Annotated in this window: 9 protein-coding genes, 1 other RNA gene and 4 pseudogenes; 9 read left to right on the forward strand and 5 right to left on the reverse strand. The window is 64.4% G+C overall.

What is annotated here, in order from left to right:
* The first annotated feature begins 80 nt into the window (after window positions 1-80).
* From XAXN_RS02330 to XAXN_RS20335, 6 genes and pseudogenes are all read left to right on the forward strand, one after another.
* Window positions 81-2,165, forward strand: a complete 2,085-nt coding sequence (locus XAXN_RS02330; protein WP_054318344.1) for a S9 family peptidase — start codon at window positions 81-83, stop codon at window positions 2,163-2,165.
* 239 nt (window positions 2,166-2,404) lie between these two features.
* A protein-coding gene (locus XAXN_RS20330; RefSeq protein WP_134984824.1) for an IS5 family transposase occupies window positions 2,405-3,168 on the forward strand; the annotation gives its coding sequence in 2 pieces (ribosomal slippage) (window positions 2,405-2,720 and window positions 2,720-3,168; 765 coding nt in all).
* 118 nt (window positions 3,169-3,286) lie between these two features.
* A pseudogene (locus XAXN_RS02345) lies at window positions 3,287-4,543 on the forward strand (cation:proton antiporter).
* Window positions 4,544-4,689: 146 nt separating this feature from the next.
* Window positions 4,690-5,418 (forward strand): annotated as a pseudogene (locus XAXN_RS02350) (helix-turn-helix domain-containing protein).
* Window positions 5,419-5,476: 58 nt separating this feature from the next.
* Window positions 5,477-5,824, forward strand: a pseudogene (locus XAXN_RS02355) (VOC family protein).
* Window positions 5,825-5,886: 62 nt separating this feature from the next.
* Window positions 5,887-5,962: non-coding RNA, sX9 sRNA (locus tag XAXN_RS20335), on the forward strand.
* Window positions 5,963-5,994: 32 nt separating this feature from the next.
* Here the strand turns inward: XAXN_RS20335 and XAXN_RS02360 are convergent.
* Window positions 5,995-6,627: a TetR/AcrR family transcriptional regulator gene (locus XAXN_RS02360; RefSeq protein ID WP_054318348.1), complete on the reverse strand. Its 633-nt coding sequence runs from the start codon at window positions 6,625-6,627 to the stop codon at window positions 5,995-5,997.
* Between the two features lie 140 nt (window positions 6,628-6,767).
* Between XAXN_RS02360 and XAXN_RS02365 the strand changes: the two genes are divergently transcribed.
* Entirely contained in the window at window positions 6,768-7,760 is a 993-nt protein-coding gene (locus XAXN_RS02365) for an MBL fold metallo-hydrolase (protein ID WP_054318349.1), read from the forward strand.
* A gap of 398 nt (window positions 7,761-8,158) precedes the next feature.
* Window positions 8,159-10,321, forward strand: coding sequence for a type III secretion system effector XopN (gene xopN / locus XAXN_RS02370; protein WP_054318350.1), 2,163 nt, complete (start codon window positions 8,159-8,161; stop codon window positions 10,319-10,321).
* 114 nt (window positions 10,322-10,435) lie between these two features.
* Here xopN and dcp read toward each other — a convergent pair whose 3' ends face one another.
* The 4 genes and pseudogenes from dcp to arfB all read right to left on the reverse strand — a co-directional run bounded on the left by dcp (window position 10,436) and on the right by arfB (window position 14,970).
* Window positions 10,436-12,604, reverse strand: coding sequence for a peptidyl-dipeptidase Dcp (dcp, locus tag XAXN_RS02375; protein ID WP_054318351.1), 2,169 nt, complete (start codon window positions 12,602-12,604; stop codon window positions 10,436-10,438).
* Window positions 12,605-12,796: 192 nt separating this feature from the next.
* Window positions 12,797-13,817, reverse strand: a pseudogene (locus XAXN_RS02380) (isoaspartyl peptidase/L-asparaginase family protein).
* An 89-nt stretch (window positions 13,818-13,906) separates the two neighbouring features.
* Window positions 13,907-14,536: a lysophosphatidylcholine acyltransferase gene (locus tag XAXN_RS02385; RefSeq protein WP_054318352.1), complete on the reverse strand. Its 630-nt coding sequence runs from the start codon at window positions 14,534-14,536 to the stop codon at window positions 13,907-13,909.
* Between the two features lie 2 nt (window positions 14,537-14,538).
* The gene (gene arfB, locus XAXN_RS02390; protein ID WP_054318353.1) at window positions 14,539-14,970 is read right to left on the reverse strand and encodes an alternative ribosome rescue aminoacyl-tRNA hydrolase ArfB; all 432 of its coding nucleotides are present in this window, start codon (window positions 14,968-14,970) and stop codon (window positions 14,539-14,541) included.
* A gap of 56 nt (window positions 14,971-15,026) precedes the next feature.
* On the opposite strand from arfB, the gene XAXN_RS02395 reads away from it, so the two are divergent.
* Window positions 15,027-15,605 (forward strand): DUF2059 domain-containing protein, encoded by a 579-nt coding sequence (locus XAXN_RS02395; RefSeq protein WP_054318354.1) that lies wholly within the window; start codon window positions 15,027-15,029, stop codon window positions 15,603-15,605.
* Window positions 15,606-15,746: the final 141 nt, after the last annotated feature.

Raw genomic sequence — 15,746 nt, forward strand, 5'->3', positions numbered from 1 at the left:
CAACGGCACGTTCGCCTGCGCGCACGCTGCCGCTAGCGTGGCACATCGGCCGGCTTGGCCGCCTTGCCACCGGAGTCCCCATGCAACGCCTGCTTCTTGTCTCCAGCATGCTGCTCGCGCTGTCTGCGTGCAGCGACAAAACTGCGCCCGCTCCCGAAAAAGCAACCGCACCTGCAGCGGCGGCGGCAGCAACCGCGGCGCCGCCTGCGCTGATCACCCGCGACGCGCTGTTCGGCAATCCCGAGCGGGCCAATGTCAGCATCAGTCCGAACGGCAAGTACCTCAGCTGGGTGGCGCCGCTGCAGGGCGTGCTCAATGTCTGGGTTGCGCCGGTGGATGCGCCCGACCAGGCGCACGCAATCACCAAGGACACCGCACGCGGTATTCGCAATTACTTCTGGACATATCAACCCAATACCTTGCTGTATCTGCGTGACACCGGCGGCGATGAAGATTTCCACCTGTTCTCGGTCAATCTGGCCGATGGCAGCAGCAAGGATCTCACCCCGTTCAACAAGACCAACGCCGAGGTGTATCGGGTCAGCGCGCAGCATCCCGAATCGATCATGGTCGGCATGAACGACCGCGATGCCAAGTGGCACGACCTATATCGCGTGGACCTGGCCTCCGGCAAGCGCACGCTGGTGCAGAAGAACACCGACAGCCTGGATGCGTACCTGCTCGATGGCGATTACCAGCTGCGCTACGCCACGCGCGCCACCGACGATGCCGGCAGGGAGTTGCTGGTGCGCGATGGCAACCGCTGGAAGAGCGTGGACCGCATTCCGTTCGAGGATGTCACCAACACCGCGCCAGAAGGCCTGACCGAGGATGGCAAGACGCTGTACATGCAGGATTCGCGCAACCGCGATACTGCAGCGCTGTATGCCATCGACACGGCCAGCAACGCCCGTACGCTGCTGTTCGAAAGCCCGCGCGCCGACGTCGGCGCCACCCTGAACGACCCCAAGACCGGCGTGGTGCAGGCGGTGTCCACCGACTACCTGCGCGAAGAATGGAAGCCGCTGGACAACGGCATTGCCGCGGATCTGCAGAAACTCAAATCCCTTGGCGACGGCGATGCGAGCGTGGCTGCGCGCACGCTCGATGATCGCATCTGGATCGTGGGTTATTCCGCAGCAGAAACCCCGCTTACGTATTACCGCTACGATCGCGCCGATGGCGGCAAACTGACCAAGCTGTTCTCCGCACGGCCTGCACTGGATGGCAAGCCGCTGGTACCGATGTGGCCGCAGGAACTCACCGCGCGCGACGGCCTCAAGCTGATCAGCTACCTCACCCTGCCGGCCGAAGCCGATGCCAACCACGACGGCAAGGCCGACAAGCCGGTGCCGCTGGTGCTGTTCGTACACGGCGGCCCGTGGGCGCGTGACAGCTACGGCTACGGGCCGTACGAGCAATGGCTGGCCAATCGCGGCTATGCGGTGTTGTCGGTGAACTTCCGTGGCTCCACCGGCTTCGGTAAGGCCTTCAGCAACGCCGGCAACGGCGAGTGGGCCGGCAAGATGCACGACGACCTGCTCGATGCGGTGCAATGGGCGGTCAAGCAGGGGGTCACCAAAACCGACGACGTCGCCATCATGGGTGGCAGCTACGGCGGTTACGCCACCCTGGTCGGCATGACGTTTACGCCCGATGCCTTCAAATGCGGCGTGGATATCGTAGGGCCAGCCAATCTCAACACCTTGCTCGGCACCGTGCCGCCGTACTGGGCCAGCTTCTACAAGCAGCTGACCCGGCGCATGGGCGACCCCGCCACCGAAGCCGGCAAGCAGTGGCTGACCGACCGCTCCCCGCTCACCCATGTCGACAAGATCAGCAAGCCGCTGTTGATCGGCCAGGGCGTCAACGACCCGCGCGTCAAACAGGCCGAAAGCGACCAGATCGTCAACGCGATGAAGGCCAAGGACATTCCGGTCACCTACGTGCTGTTCCCCGACGAAGGCCACGGCTTCCGCCGCCCGGAAAACAGCAAGGCCTTCAACGCAGTGACCGAAAGCTTCCTGAGCCAATGCCTGGGCGGCCGTGTGCAACCGATCGGTGCGGATCTGGAAGGCTCCAGCATCACCGTCCCGGAAGGCGCCGACAAGATCAACGGCCTGAGCGATGCCCTGAAGACGCATACGCAGGCGATTCGGAAGTAGGTGACCTGGGTCGCCGGCACATTGAATGCAAGGCAGTTCTCGCTGTTACGGCGAGGACTGCTCCCTAGGATGCGTACCCCCTGACCAGGCAATGCTATCGCTCGCCCGGCTACCGGAACCTGCGTTGCAAATCAGCGCCAAAGCAATTGGATTGCATCGCGATGTTTACTGCTGACAGCTTAGTAACTCCAAGCTAGGGCCTGTTAACACTAATGGATTGAGCGATCAAACTATCAGGCATGGAGATCACGCCAGCGCAATTTTCCCTGATCGAACACTGCCTGCCGGCGCAGCGCGGCAATGTCGGCATGACCAACCTGCAAGTGGTCAACGCCATCCTTTACGTTGCCGAGCATGGGTGCAAATGGCGCGGCCTACCCAAGCGCTTTGTCAACTGGCACACGGTGTACACGCGCATGAACCGTTGGGCCAAGGCGGGTGTGCTGGACCGGATGTTCGCCCAATTGCAGAAGTCCCAGATCGTACGCATCAAAATTGAAGCGGTTTCACTAGACTCCACCAGCGTCAAGGTTCATCCCGATGGCACGGGTGCATTAAAAAAAACCGCCCGCAAGCCATTGGCAAGTCGCGCGGTGGATGGAACACCAAAATTCATCTGGTTGCCGCAGATGCTCGAACAGCCATCCCCTTCGGATTGACGCCTGGCAACGCGCATGACGCACCGGCAGGCCGCACGTTGCTTGAACATCTGGGGGCAGTGGAGCGGCCGATTCATTTGTTGATGGACCGTGCTTACGAAGGCAACCAAACCCGCCAGTTGGCGCGCGATCTTGGCTTCGTGCCGGTGGTCCCGCCGAAATCCAATCGGGTCGAGCCTTGGGACTACAACAGGGAGATGTACAACCGGCGCAACGAAGTAGAGAGGCTGTTCCGTCGCTTGCAAGGCGACCGCCGAATTTTCACTCGCTTCGAGAAGCTGGACGTCATGTTTCTCGGTTTCCTCAGCTTCGCCCTAGTCCTTGAAGGGCTTCGGATGTGTTAACAGGCCCTAAGCGCCAGAGCATGCCGCGCATCGCCGTGTCACCGGCCCGGGGGAACAGGGCCGATGACCTGCAGGCGGCGAGGTGCTGAGCTGACTCAACCAATGGAATGCTGACGCGATGAATCCGACCACGTTGTTGCTGGTGCAGTTGGCGGTGATCCTGGGCGCTGCGCGCCTGTGCGGTGCGTTGTTGCAACGCATTGGGCAGCCACCGGTCATCGGCGAAATGGCGGCCGGGCTGTTGCTCGCTCCGATCGCTTTCGGTGCCTGGTTGCCCGACCTGCACACGGCGTTGTTCGCCGCCAACAGCCTGCCGCCGCTGTCCGGCCTGGCCACGATGGGCGTGGTGCTTTTCATGTTCGTGGTCGGCGTGGAATTGCGTGCGCCGGAAGACACCAAGGCGCAAGTGCGCGCCTCGATCCTGGTGGGCGTCTGCGGCATCGTGTTGCCGCTGCTGCTCGGGCTGGCTGCCGCACCGTGACTGTGTCCGCGCTTCGCACCGCAAGGCGTCAGCTTCTAGCCGTTCGCGCTGTTCATTGCCGCGGCGATGTCGGTGACGGCATTTCCGGTGCTGGCGCGCATCCTCAAGGACCGCAACATGACGCGGACGCCAGCCGGCCGCCTGGCGCTGGGCGCGGCCGCGATCGACGACGCCACGGCATGGATATTGCTGGCGATCATACTGACCCTGACCGGCAACAACGCGCATGGCGGTGTGGCGTTCACTGCCATCGGTGCGTTGGTCCTGACCGCCGGCGTGTTCGGTGTGCTCAAGCCTGCCTATGCGTACGCTGCGCTCCCGCGCGCATGCCGGCCGGTATGCACCGAGTGCGCTGGTATGGATATTGATCGGTCTGCTGGCCTGCGCCGCGCTGGCGGAGTGGATCAGGCTGCATGCGATCTTTGGCGCCTTCCTATTCGGCATCTGCCTGCCGCGCGATGACCGCCTGCTGGAGCATCTGGCCGGGCGCATGAGCCGCTGGCCATCACCTTGCTGATGCCGGTGCTGTTTGCGGTTGCCGGCCAGGTCACAAGCGCTGGCGCGTTCGCCGGCGCCCGCCTGAGCGGACTTGTGCTGGTGATCGGTGTCGCGGTGAGCGGCAAGTTGCTCGGCTGCACGCTGGGCGCGCGCCTGAGCGGACATCAATGGCGCGACAGTCTCACCGCGGACTCGCTGATGAACGCACGCGGGCTGATGGAGTTGGTGGTGATCAAGATCGGCCTGGATAGCGGCGTGATCGGGCCGGATCTTTTTACGCTGTTGTTCGGCATGACGCTGGTGACCACGGTGATGGCATCGCCGATGGTGGCCTGGTTCCAGGGCAGACGGCATGCTGCGGCCGATGACCTGGTCGCAGGCAACTCACCTCAATGATGACGACGCGCGGGTGCTGCGGTGCCGCGTGGGCCGGATATCGTGCGTGCAGCTGAGCGGCGGCGGGACGCATCGCTGTGACTTACGGCACCCTCGACGTTGCGGCGCTGCACACGCCCGCACTCGCACACACACAGGGCGCCGTCATGTCCAACCCAGCTGAGTCGTGGTATGCCGAAAGCACGGCACCGCCTGCGCTACGCGCGTAGCTGCAGTGCAGTTGGCAATTTCGCCAGGGCAGTTACGCGCCGCAACCGGTGCTGGTGTTGCCCGATGGCAGCGTCGATCTGATCTGGAATGGCAGCGAAGTATTGATTGCCGGGCCGGATCGCATGGCCAATCCCGCATCGGTGGCAGCAGGCACGACGTTGACCGGTGTCCGTCTGGCGGCGGGCGTGGCGGCCGGTCTGCTGCAGCTACCGTTACACGCCATTGCCGACCAACGCGTCGCGCTGGAAACGCTGTGGGGCGCGCAGGGCCGCACGTGGCAGCATCGCCTGGAGGACGGCGCTGACCCGTTACAGACCCTGCTGGCACTGTGCTACCAGCACGCCGCACCGCGCGATCGGCAGATGGCTTGGCTGTTCGAACAACTCACCGTCGGCACGCCGACACGGCTAAGCGCGTTGACCGATGCGTTGGGCATCAGCGAGCGCTCGCTGCGCCGCCGCTGTCAGCACGCGTTCGGCTACGGCAGCAAGACGCTGGAGCGCGTCCTGCGCCTGCAGCGCTTTCTTCGGGTCGTGCGAGGGCACCGCAACTTGACCGAGGCCACGCTGCACGCAGGCTACGGCGATGCGCCGCATCTGGTGCGCGATGCGCGTCAGCTCACCGGGCTAAGCCCGCGCGCATTGGTGCAGCAGCACGCACGCTAGCGTTGGCCGTTTTCGCCAAGCCACCGGCGTGCGCCATCTGCACGCTCAGGAGCACGCCATGACCGACACCACGCCGCACCGCATCGATTACCTGGAATTTGCCGTCGACTCGATGGCCGTCGCCAAAGCCTTGTATGGGCAGGCCTTCGGCTGGACATTTCAGGACTAAGGCCCTGACTACTGCGAATTTCGCGACGGCCGCCTCAGCGGCGGTTTCTTCCATGGCACGCCGCAACCGGGCGGCGCGCTGGTGGTGCTCGCCTCCGCTGATCTGGCCCGCAGCCAAGCATGTATCGAAGCGGCAGGTGGGCAAATCACCCAACCGGTGTTCGCGTTTCCGGGCGTGCGACGTTTTCACTTTGCCGACCCGCACGGCTATGTCTTGGCGGTGTGGTCGAAGGACTAAGCGCAGCGACCAAGACGCCGGCGCTCACCGCCAGGCGGGCGCGGCCGGTGCGCGGAATCGGCAGGTACCACTCGTGCACTGCTGTTCCGGGCGCGCTGTCGGCGCCCACCTGAAGACTGTTTGCCACGCTTGTTTGCCGCTCCAAGCGCGCAAGTGAGCGTGCTGCCCGCTCACTTGCACGCGTACAACCCCAAGAACATGGCCACCGCCGATTCGGCCACCTGCGTCTGTTGCCGCGGCGACAGCGGCGGCTGGCCCATAGTGATCTGCGGCCAGAACGCAAAGCCCTTCACCAGCGCCTGCAACTGCTGCGCGGCAAATTCCGGCTCCACGCCTGCCAGCCGGCCGTCGGCCAGTGCGGCACGCAGCCAGGTGGTGGTGCCCTCTTCCTTGCTGCCCAGCTGCGACAACAATTCGCGCGCACGCGCCGGCGAGTGAATGCCTTCGGCGATGGCCACACGCGACAGATCGATAAATGCCGGGTCGTCCAAGAGCCGTAGCTTCTGTTGCAGCAGGGCGATCAACTGCAGGTGCAGCGGTTGATCGGGCCGATACGCCAGGTTCACCGCCTCGGCGCTGCGTTGCCACAGCCCGCGCAAAATCTCGCCAAACAAGGCGTCCTTGCTGGGGAAGTGGTTATAGACGGTGCGTTTGGAAACGCCGGCGGTGGCGGCCACGCGGTCCATGCTGGTCGCTTCGAAGCCATGCTGCCGGAACTCGGCAATGGCGGCCTCGACGATGGCGCTGCGCTTGCGGTCGGTCAGGCGCTGGGGCGTGGCGTTGGAGGAAGATGCGGTCGACATCAGGCGATTTTACACCTGGCAGTTTACTTTCACGGAAATAAGGTACACTGCGTAGTGTAATCACTCCTAGTGCTGGTGCGATGTGCCGTTGTCATCCCGGCGCAGTTGGTCTGTGGGAGCCTGCCTGTACGCCATTGTCCATGCCGATGATGCCGTTGCCGACCACCGTCATGACCTTGCGCGAACAGCTCGGCCTGATGTGGGCCCTGGTGTTCGGCAAGCCCCGCACCACGGTGCCCTCCGCGCCATTGCCGGTGCAGCCGCTGACACGCGCGCAACTGCTGGCCGCGCCGGATCGCAGCCTGTACCGGCTGGGCCATTCCACGCTGCTGATGAAGCTGGCGGGCGGGCTGTGGCTGACCGACCCGGTGTTTTCCAAACGCGCCTCGCCGGTGCCGTTCGCCGGACCCAAGCGCTTCCACGCCCCGCCGATTGCGCTGGACGCGCTGCCGCCGCTGGCTGGGGTGATCCTGTCGCACGACCACTACGATCATCTCGACCGCGCCACCATCCGCGCACTGGCCGACCGTGTCGGTGTGTTTGTGGCCCCGTTGGGCATGGGCGACCTGCTGGTCCGCTGGGGCGTGGAGCCGGCCAAGGTGCGGCAGCTGGATTGGTGGGAGTCGATCAGCGTTGCCGGCCTGCAGCTCACCGCCACCCCGTCACAACATTTTTCCGGCCGCGGGCTGTTCGACAACGGGCGCGCGCTGTGGTGTTCCTGGGTGATCCAGGCAGGCGACCTGCGCCTGTTTTTCAGCGGCGACGGCGGCTATGGTCCGCACTTCAAGACCATCGGCGAGCAGCTGGGGCCATTCGATGTGGCACTGATCGAAAACGGCGCCTACGACCAGATGTGGCCGCACGTGCACATGCAGCCGGAGCAGAGCCTGCAGGCGTTCATTGACGTCGGCGGCCGCACCCTGTTGCCGATCCACAACGGCACCTTCGATCTGGCCATGCATGCGTGGCAGGAGCCGCTGGACCGGATCGTGGCGCTGGCAGACTCCGCCGGTGTCGCACTGATCACCCCGCGCATGGGCGAGCGGTTGGACTTGAATGTCCCTGGCAACCGCATGCGCTGGTGGCGACAGGATGCAGCGGCGCAGGCGCTGGATGGGTTGACGACCCAGTAACCGGCTGAGGCATACCGATGCGTTGCCATCACGTTTTGATGGCGCACCATGCACGCAGATGCGCGCGGCGGCCGTCGCGCGTGACGGCTTCCCCAATCCCCAATCGGGGGGGCCGTCACGCACCCGATTGGGGATTCGGATGCAGCGACGTCAGTTCTGTTGTCCGGCAAAGATGGTCCCGGCAGTTTGATTCACTTTTTGCGCAATGCAATCCGCCGTTTGGAGCTTCATCTCCGCAACGGTTGCGTGGCGTGGTTGGAGGCGGTGCTTCCTTCGCGCCATGGCCCACCACGCCCTCCATGGACACTGCGCCCATTTACAGGTTGGTTGACGATCGCATTTCCCGGCACCGGCCATTGATCGATGCCGCCACTGCATCCAGCACCAGGAGAAATCTGATGAAACCTGCTGCATCCGCCAATGCGATCAATCGCCCCGTGTCAGTGTCAACTGCGGGCACCCACGAGATCGAAGAAGAAGAAGCACCACCGCACGCATCGCCCAGCCATCCGCCTGCACCGTCCGAAGGCGCATTGAGCATGCTCTCGCGCCGCCCGAGCAATCTCAGAAAGGAGGCCGCAGACGTCACTGCGTCTGCCTCGCAATCGGCCAGCCACTTGCGATCGGTTGAACTGCAGGTTTCGCAGCCTGCAATGTCGCCAGATCCCGGCAAAGCGTCGTTGGTGCGACTCAAACAGCAACTGGCTGCCGACAACCAGCGCCCGGTCGAGCCGCAGCTGGCCGCCGAACTCATCAACAAGATCAGGCCGATGAAATTGCCGGGCGCCACCGGCCCTCAGGAACGCGCAGCAACACATGCGGATCTGTTGGGCCGCATCCGCGAGGCGGATGTGATGGCTTGGTACAGGGCGCAGGGATTGAACGAAAACGAGGTTTCCAACCTGCGGCGTACCGCATTGCTGTCAGGCATGCCCAACCCATCCGGCAGCTTCCTCAACAATGCAATGCAGCACATCGTCTCGCCCTGGATCAACTACGCAACCCGTCAGCCCTGGGCAGGCGCGGGCTTCGGCTTTGCGACGGCAGCGATCGCCGCGCCCATGAATGCGGCACAGCAGTCGGCGGTGGTCAGCCTGTGCGAATCCATCCGCGAGCACGGCGGGCACGTCATCGTGCCGGACAAGGATAAGATCAACGACAAGCATTGGCTGCCGGAGCTTGCGAAGGCGCTGGAACGGCATCTCGAAGAATTCAGCGGGTACTGCGACAGGTTCCGCGCACTCAAGGACGCCGTAGACCAGGGTCCCGCGGCGCAGCCAACAGCTAACCTGATCGCCGCGGCTCATGACTTGCTGCAAGCCGAAACGCGCCTGCATCAGGCCCAGCACGACTTCGTCATGACCCAGGGCGCGCACGAACGGCAATGGATGGGCAATCGCTGGCAGGCCGTCCCGCGTATCCTGCGGTCGCCATTGGCCAGCAGCCTGGGCCTGCTCAGCAAGACCGGTGCAATGCGGGCGCTGTCGCCGACCGCGCAGACCGTCGGCGCCCTGCTGATGACTGCTGTGCAGCATGTGGCTGCCGGCTTCGACGAACAGGCAAAGCAGGATTACAACAACAAGCTCAATCTGCTGTACGCCGATGTGTTGACGGACAAGGGCAAGGCGAAACTTGCACGCGGTGAACCAGTGGCGGCAGAGGAGATCGATCAGGGCAAATTGCGCAAACTGATTCAATCACCTACGCAGGCACTGGTGAAACGCGTGACCAGCGGACTGGCGGCGATGGAAAAGGCACTCAAGGCGGAACTGGCCGCGTCGCCCTCGCCGCAGGCCACGCCAGCCGACGACGACCTGGATCTGGAAGCGGGCCACGGCGCCGGCCCGGCGAAGGCGCTGAAATTGCTGAGCCAGGATCTGCAAGCCTTGCGTGAAGGCAGGCTGGACGAACTCGATCAGGATGGCGTCGCAGCAAACCTGCTGCGCGGCGCAGAGAAGTCTGTGATCTCGGACCAACTGATCGGCGATATCGTCAACAAGTACACCTCGCGTGAGTTTTCGGCACAGACCGCACAACGCATTGGCCAGATGTTTCATCTCCTCGTGCTGGGCAGCGCGGCGTCCTCGGTGATCGGCAAGGCCAGCTCCGCGGCGCAAGGCGGAACACGCAAGGTGCCGATCCCGCAGACATTGGGAATTGCCGCCCTGTCAGGAGGCATGGCTGCGGTCGGCGCGTTGAATCAGCACACCGCCATCACCGTCAAGAACAACCGCCGCGAGGGCGAGACAGACATCGGATTGAAGCAGCAAGTATGGCGCGGCGTAATGGGGGGCGCCAACGAAGCGCTGTCCCAACGGCGGGCAGCCAGGGCAAGTCGAGCGATCAATGCGCAGGTGCAACGCAGCGATGTGGAAGACCTGTTGAGTCAGGCCAAAGCGCTCACCCAGCGATCCGGGGCCACGTCATCTGCGACGCATGCCTCGCGCTCGCTGACCCTGCCAGAAGCGGTGGAACAGCTGCGTCCAGGCATGGCGTCCACCTCGCAGTCGCACGAGGTCATCGTGCAGATCGGAGAGGATCGGGCACCGCCGCGGGCGTGATGCGGCGCCGCCTGCATCGATACATCAAAACGCCTCAATGAAAACGGGATGGCCGCAGGGCCATCTCGTTTTGGATCATCGCCGATATTCGCGTGCGTGATGCACGCAGGCGTCTCAGTCGGTCAATCCACGGTTTTCCAGCAACGCCTTGACGCTGGGATCCTTGCCACGGAAATCCCGGTACAAGGTGGCCAAGTCGACGCTGTTGCCGCGAGAGAGGATCTTGGCACGGAAGATGTCGCCGTTCTTGCGCGACAGGCCGCCGTTCTCCTTGAACCACTGGAACGCATCGTCGTCGAGCACTTCGGCCCAGAAGTAGGCGTAGTAGCCAGCCGGGTAGCCGCCGCCCCAGATGTGGTCGAAGTAGGTGGTGTGATAGCGCGGCGGTACTTGCGCCAGATCCACCTTGTACTTCTTCAGCGCGTCGGCTTCGAACTTGTCCACGTCCTGCAGCGGCGCGTCGGCCGGCAGCGTGTGCCAGGCCAGGTCCAGCAGTGCGGCCGACAGGTACTCGGTGGTGGCATAACCCTGGTTGAAGGTCCGCGCCTTCTTGATTTTCTCGACCAGCTCGGCCGGCATCGCTTCACCGGTCTGGTAGTGCTTGGCGTAATGCGCGAACACCTTCGGGTCCGAAGCCCAGTGTTCGTTGAACTGCGAGGGGAACTCGACGAAATCGGGCGCAGTGCTGGTGCCGGCGAGCGAGGGATACTTCACCGCCGAGAGCATGCCGTGCAGCGCATGACCGAACTCGTGGAACATGGTGGTGACGTCGTCGAAGCTCAGCAGCGCCGGCTGGCCCGGCGCAGGCTTGGTGAAGTTGCAGACGTTGTAGACCACCGGCTTGGCGCCGGTCAGGCCATTCTGGACGACCAATTGATCCATCCAAGCACCGCCGGACTTGCTGTCGCGCTTGAAGTAGTCGGTGTAGAACAGCGCCATCGACTTGCCATCTTGGTCGAACACCTCGTAGACCTTCATGCCGTCGTGGTAGGTCGGGATGTCGGTGCGTTCCTTGAAGGTGATGCCATACAGCTCGGTGGCGGCGTAGAACACGCCGTTCTTGAGCACGTTGTCCAGTTCGAAGTACGGCTTGATCTGCGCTTCGTCGATATCGTACTTGGCCTTGCGCACCTGCTCGGCGTAGAAATCCCAGTCGGCGGCGGTGAGCTTGAAGCCGCTCTTCTGCGCATCGATCACCTTCTGGATTTCGGCACTCTCGCTGCGCGCCTTGGCGGTGGCGGCAGGCACCGTGTCGGTGAGCAGCTTCAGCGCCGCGTCCGGAGTTTTGGCCATGAAGTCGCTGAGGTTGTAGGCGGCATAGCTGTCGAAACCGAGCAGCTTGGCTTTCTGCGCGCGCAACTGGGCCAGGCGTTGGATGGTCTGGCGGGTGTCGTTGGCGTCGCCTTTCTCGGCGCGCGACTGCGAGGCCGCCATGACCTGCAGGCGCAGGTCGCGGTTCTTGAGCGAGGCCAGCACCGGCTGTTGGGTGGTGTTCTGCAGGGCCAGCAGGTATTTGCCATCGAGCTTACGCGCGCTGGCGTCCTGCGCGGCCGAGGCGATGTCGCCATCGGACAGACCATCGAGCTTGGCCTTGTCCTCCACCACCACCGCGCCGGCAGCGGTGGCCGCGACCAACTTGTTGTGGAACTGGATGGACAGCGAGGTTTCCTCGACGTTGAGCTTGCGCAGCGTCGCTTTGTCGCTATCGGACAGTTGCGCGCCGGCGTGCACGAATTCGTCGTAATCATGCTCGACCAGATGCTTTTGCACCGGGTCCAGATTTAGCGTGTCGCGTTGTTCGTAGAGGCTTTTGATCCGCGCGAACAATTTCGGATCCAGGCTGATCTCATCCTGGTGCGCAGCCAGTTTGGGCGCCACGGTTTCCTGGATCTTCTGCCGCGCCTCGTTGGTATCGGCATGGACCAAGCCGAAGAAAATGTGCGACACGCGTTGCAAGGTCTCGCCGCTGCGTTCCATCGCCTCGATGGTGTTGGCGAAGGTGGCAGGCTCGGGGTTGTCGGCGATCTTACGAATTTCGGCCAGTTGCTGTTTCATGCCCTCTTCGAACGCCGGCAGGTAGTCGGCATCCTTGATCTTGTCGAACGGCGGCGCCTGGAACGGCAGCGTGCTGGCGGTCAGCAAGGGCTTGGATGCAGCATCCGCGGCCGGGGCCGGGGCGGTTTTCTCGGGCACGGTGGTGGACTCCTGGCCGGACGACTCTTTTCCAGAACAAGCAGCCAGTGCCAGGGTGATGGCAGCGGCAAGAACGACGGTACGCGACATGGCGTGTGATTCCTGAGTGGGTAGTACAGCCGGCCACACTAGCGGGTTTTGCGACCGCCGGCATGTGCCGTTGGCTGGGCATCGATGAATGGCGATGTGCGGGACAGAGGCGGCGGCGGTACGTGGCCCTCATCCGCCCTTCGGGCACCTTCTCCCGCCTGCGGGAGAAGGCAATGACCCACGCGGGCGTCCTCAGAGCGTCTCGTCCTTGAAAATCGCCACGTGCGGGTTGCCGTCGGCACCGATCCAGCCGCGGTACATGCCCTGCATATTGAAGGGGAAGGCGATATTGCCCTGCGCGTCCAGCGCAATGGCCCCGCCGTCGCCGCCGGCGGTGGGAATCTCCTGGTCGATCACCGTCTCGGCCGCCTGTTGCAACGACTGGCCGGCGTATTTCATGCGTGCGCAGATATCGTAGGCGGCCACGGCGCGGATGTGGAACTCGCCCCAGCCGTTGCCGGAGACGGCGCACTGGGCATTGGCATAGGTACCGGCGCCGATGACGGGCGCATCGCCCACGCGGCCATAGCGCTTGTTGGTCATGCCGCCGGTGGAGGTACCGGCGGCCAGATGGCCGTCGCGATCCAGCGCCAGCGCGCCGACGGTGCCGAAGTGCTTGGCCGTTTCCAGATCGAGCGCGGCCTGCGCCTTGCGGTCACCGGCTTCGGCCTTGAGCGCTTTCTGCAATTGCTGCCAGCGCTTGTCGGTGCGGAAATAGCTCGGGTCCACTAGGGTGGTGCCTTGCTCGCGTGCGAATTGTTCGGCGCCATCGCCGACCAGCATCACGTGTTGGGAGCGGTCCATCATGCTGCGCGCCAGCTGGATCGGGTTCTTGACCGTGTGCACGCCGGCAATCGCCCCGGCCTTGCCGCTGGCGCCATCCATGATGGCCGCATCCAGTTCGTTCTTGCCGTCATGGGTGAACACCGCACCACGGGCCGCGTTGAACTGCGGCGCGTCCTCCAGCACGGTGGGTGATGGTGGCGGCCACCGCATCCACTGCACTGCCACCACGTTGCAGCACCGCGTGCCCGGCGCGCAGCGCGCGTTGCATCGCCTCGCGCGCCTGGGCTTGTTCGTCGGGCGAGAGGCTGGATTTCTCCACGCCCGCGCCACCGTGGATCACCAGCATCGGCGCGGCTGCGAGCGCCGGGCCGGCGATGAGCAGCAAGGAGAGCGACAGACACACTGCGCGTGCGGATAAAGCGATCATGGTGTTCCTCGATGGAGTGATGTTCCACGACAGACGCACCGCACTCACCAACCACAGGGCAGCGATCCGTCAGCGGCGCGCCGAAGGCATCACAACGTATCGCGATGCTTGCCGCGCCACGGCCGGTACCAGGTGCGGATGGCAGCGATGTCGGCAGCCATGTCGTTACCGGTCCAGAACGGCTCGCCGATGCCCATGGTCTTGCTGGGGTAGTCGAAGTACACCGGCAGGATCGGCACCTTGGCATCGGAGGCGATCTTCCAGAAGCCGGCCTTCCACTGCTCCACGCGTTTGCGCGTGCCTTCCGGGGTGATCACGTACCACATCTGCTCGGAGTTGCGGATCAGCCGCACCGCCTGGCCGATGGTGCCCTGCGGCGAGCTGCGGTCCAGCGGGATGCCGCCGAGCTTGCGCAGCAACGGGCCCAGCGGCCACCAGAATAGCTGCGCCTTGCCCAGCACGCGCACTTCGAAGCCCAGCGCGAACTTGGCCGCAAAGCCGAGGAAGCCGTCCCAATTGGACGAATGCGGGGCCACGATCATGACCAGCTTGGGCTCGTCGGGCAGCCGCCCGAGCAAGCGCCAGCCGGTCACGCGCAAGACGGTACGGCCCAGCCAGCGGATGAAGCGGCCATGGGCGCGCGGCATCCGGGGCGGAGGTGGCTGCAGCAGGATGTTGGCCTGTGTTACCGGTGGCAACGACGGGTCGGTGTGACTCACGCTTACTCCCAGTGGGACGCAGAGCGTCCACGCTTGATGTGACTGCGTTCCCGCTTGGCATCCAGCCGCCGCAGCTTGGCACCATGACTCGGTTTGGTGGCGACCCGGCGCTTGGGCACCGACAGGCACGCACTGATGATGTCGACCAGCCGCTCGCGCGCATCGTCGCGGTTGCGCTCCTGGGTGCGGAAGCGCTGCGCGTCGATCACCAGCACGCCCTCGGCGGTCATGCGGCGGTCGCGCCGCGACAGCAGCCGCGCCCGCAACGGCTCGGGCAGTGACGGCGACCCAGCCACGTCGAAACGCAGCTCCACCGCAGTGGACACCTTGTTGACGTTCTGCCCGCCCGCGCCGCTGGCGCGCACGAAGCGTTCGACGAGTTCGCTGGGCGGAATCGTCAGGCTGGGGGTGATCTGGATCGGGTCGCTGGCCATATGTGCCGATTGTATCGGCAGCGGCGTGGACGCGCGCGCGAACGCCGGCTTCCCGTATGCTGCGGCCGGTCCCCCGTTTGCCGGATGCTCCGATGACACCTCCTTCTTCGCTCACTGCCACGCGCCGCCTCGCGCGCCGACTGCTGCTGTCGGCCCTGCTGGCCGTGGCCGCCCCGGCGGCGCTGGCGCAGGCGCCCAGCGATGCCGACATCAACCGTCTGCTGGCCGCCTCCCGCGCGCAGACCATGCTGGACACGATGCTGCCGCAGATCGAAGCCATGCAGCAGCAACAATTCGCCCAGCTCACCGCGCAGCGCCAGCTCGACCCCGACCAACAGGCGCAGTTGCAACGCATCCAGGAAAGGACCCGTCAGACCGTGCGCAAGGCGCTGTCGTGGTCGGAACTGCGCCCGATGTATGTGGATATCTACAAGCGCTCGTTCTCGCGCGAGGACGTACTGGCCATGGCCGAGTTCTACGAGAGCTCGGCCGGCCAAAGCCTGCTCGACAAGACCCCCGCCCTGACCCAGAACCTGATGGGCGCCATCCAGCAAAGGATGCTGCCGCTGTTTGCGGACCTGCAGAAGGATCTGGAGACCATCGTCAACGAGCCGGCGCCGGCGAAGAAGCCCTGAGGGGCCGGGATTCGGGATTCGTAATTGGGGATTTGTAAGAGCGCGGCTTTAGCCCCTCTCCCTGCGGGGCGAGAAGGCACCGCTTGCGCGCCATTGGCGCGCGTGCCTTGGAGCGCCCGCGCTGCTAGCGCGGGCAGGGGC

Source organism: Xanthomonas axonopodis, assembly GCF_001304695.1.
Taxonomy (GTDB): domain Bacteria; phylum Pseudomonadota; class Gammaproteobacteria; order Xanthomonadales; family Xanthomonadaceae; genus Xanthomonas; species Xanthomonas axonopodis.

What these genes read in the sequence shown, in the direction of transcription:
- XAXN_RS02330 (WP_054318344.1), top strand. Translation starts at nt 81, where the DNA reads ATGCAACGCCTGCTTCTTGTCTCCAGCATGCTGCTCGCGCTGTCTGCG.
- XAXN_RS02360 (WP_054318348.1), bottom strand. Translation starts at nt 6,627, where the DNA reads ATGTCGACCGCATCTTCCTCCAACGCCACGCCCCAGCGCCTGACCGAC.
- XAXN_RS02365 (WP_054318349.1), top strand. Translation starts at nt 6,768, where the DNA reads ATGCCGATGATGCCGTTGCCGACCACCGTCATGACCTTGCGCGAACAG.
- xopN (WP_054318350.1), top strand. Translation starts at nt 8,159, where the DNA reads ATGAAACCTGCTGCATCCGCCAATGCGATCAATCGCCCCGTGTCAGTG.
- dcp (WP_054318351.1), bottom strand. Translation starts at nt 12,604, where the DNA reads ATGTCGCGTACCGTCGTTCTTGCCGCTGCCATCACCCTGGCACTGGCT.
- arfB (WP_054318353.1), bottom strand. Translation starts at nt 14,970, where the DNA reads ATGGCCAGCGACCCGATCCAGATCACCCCCAGCCTGACGATTCCGCCC.
- XAXN_RS02395 (WP_054318354.1), top strand. Translation starts at nt 15,027, where the DNA reads ATGCTGCGGCCGGTCCCCCGTTTGCCGGATGCTCCGATGACACCTCCT.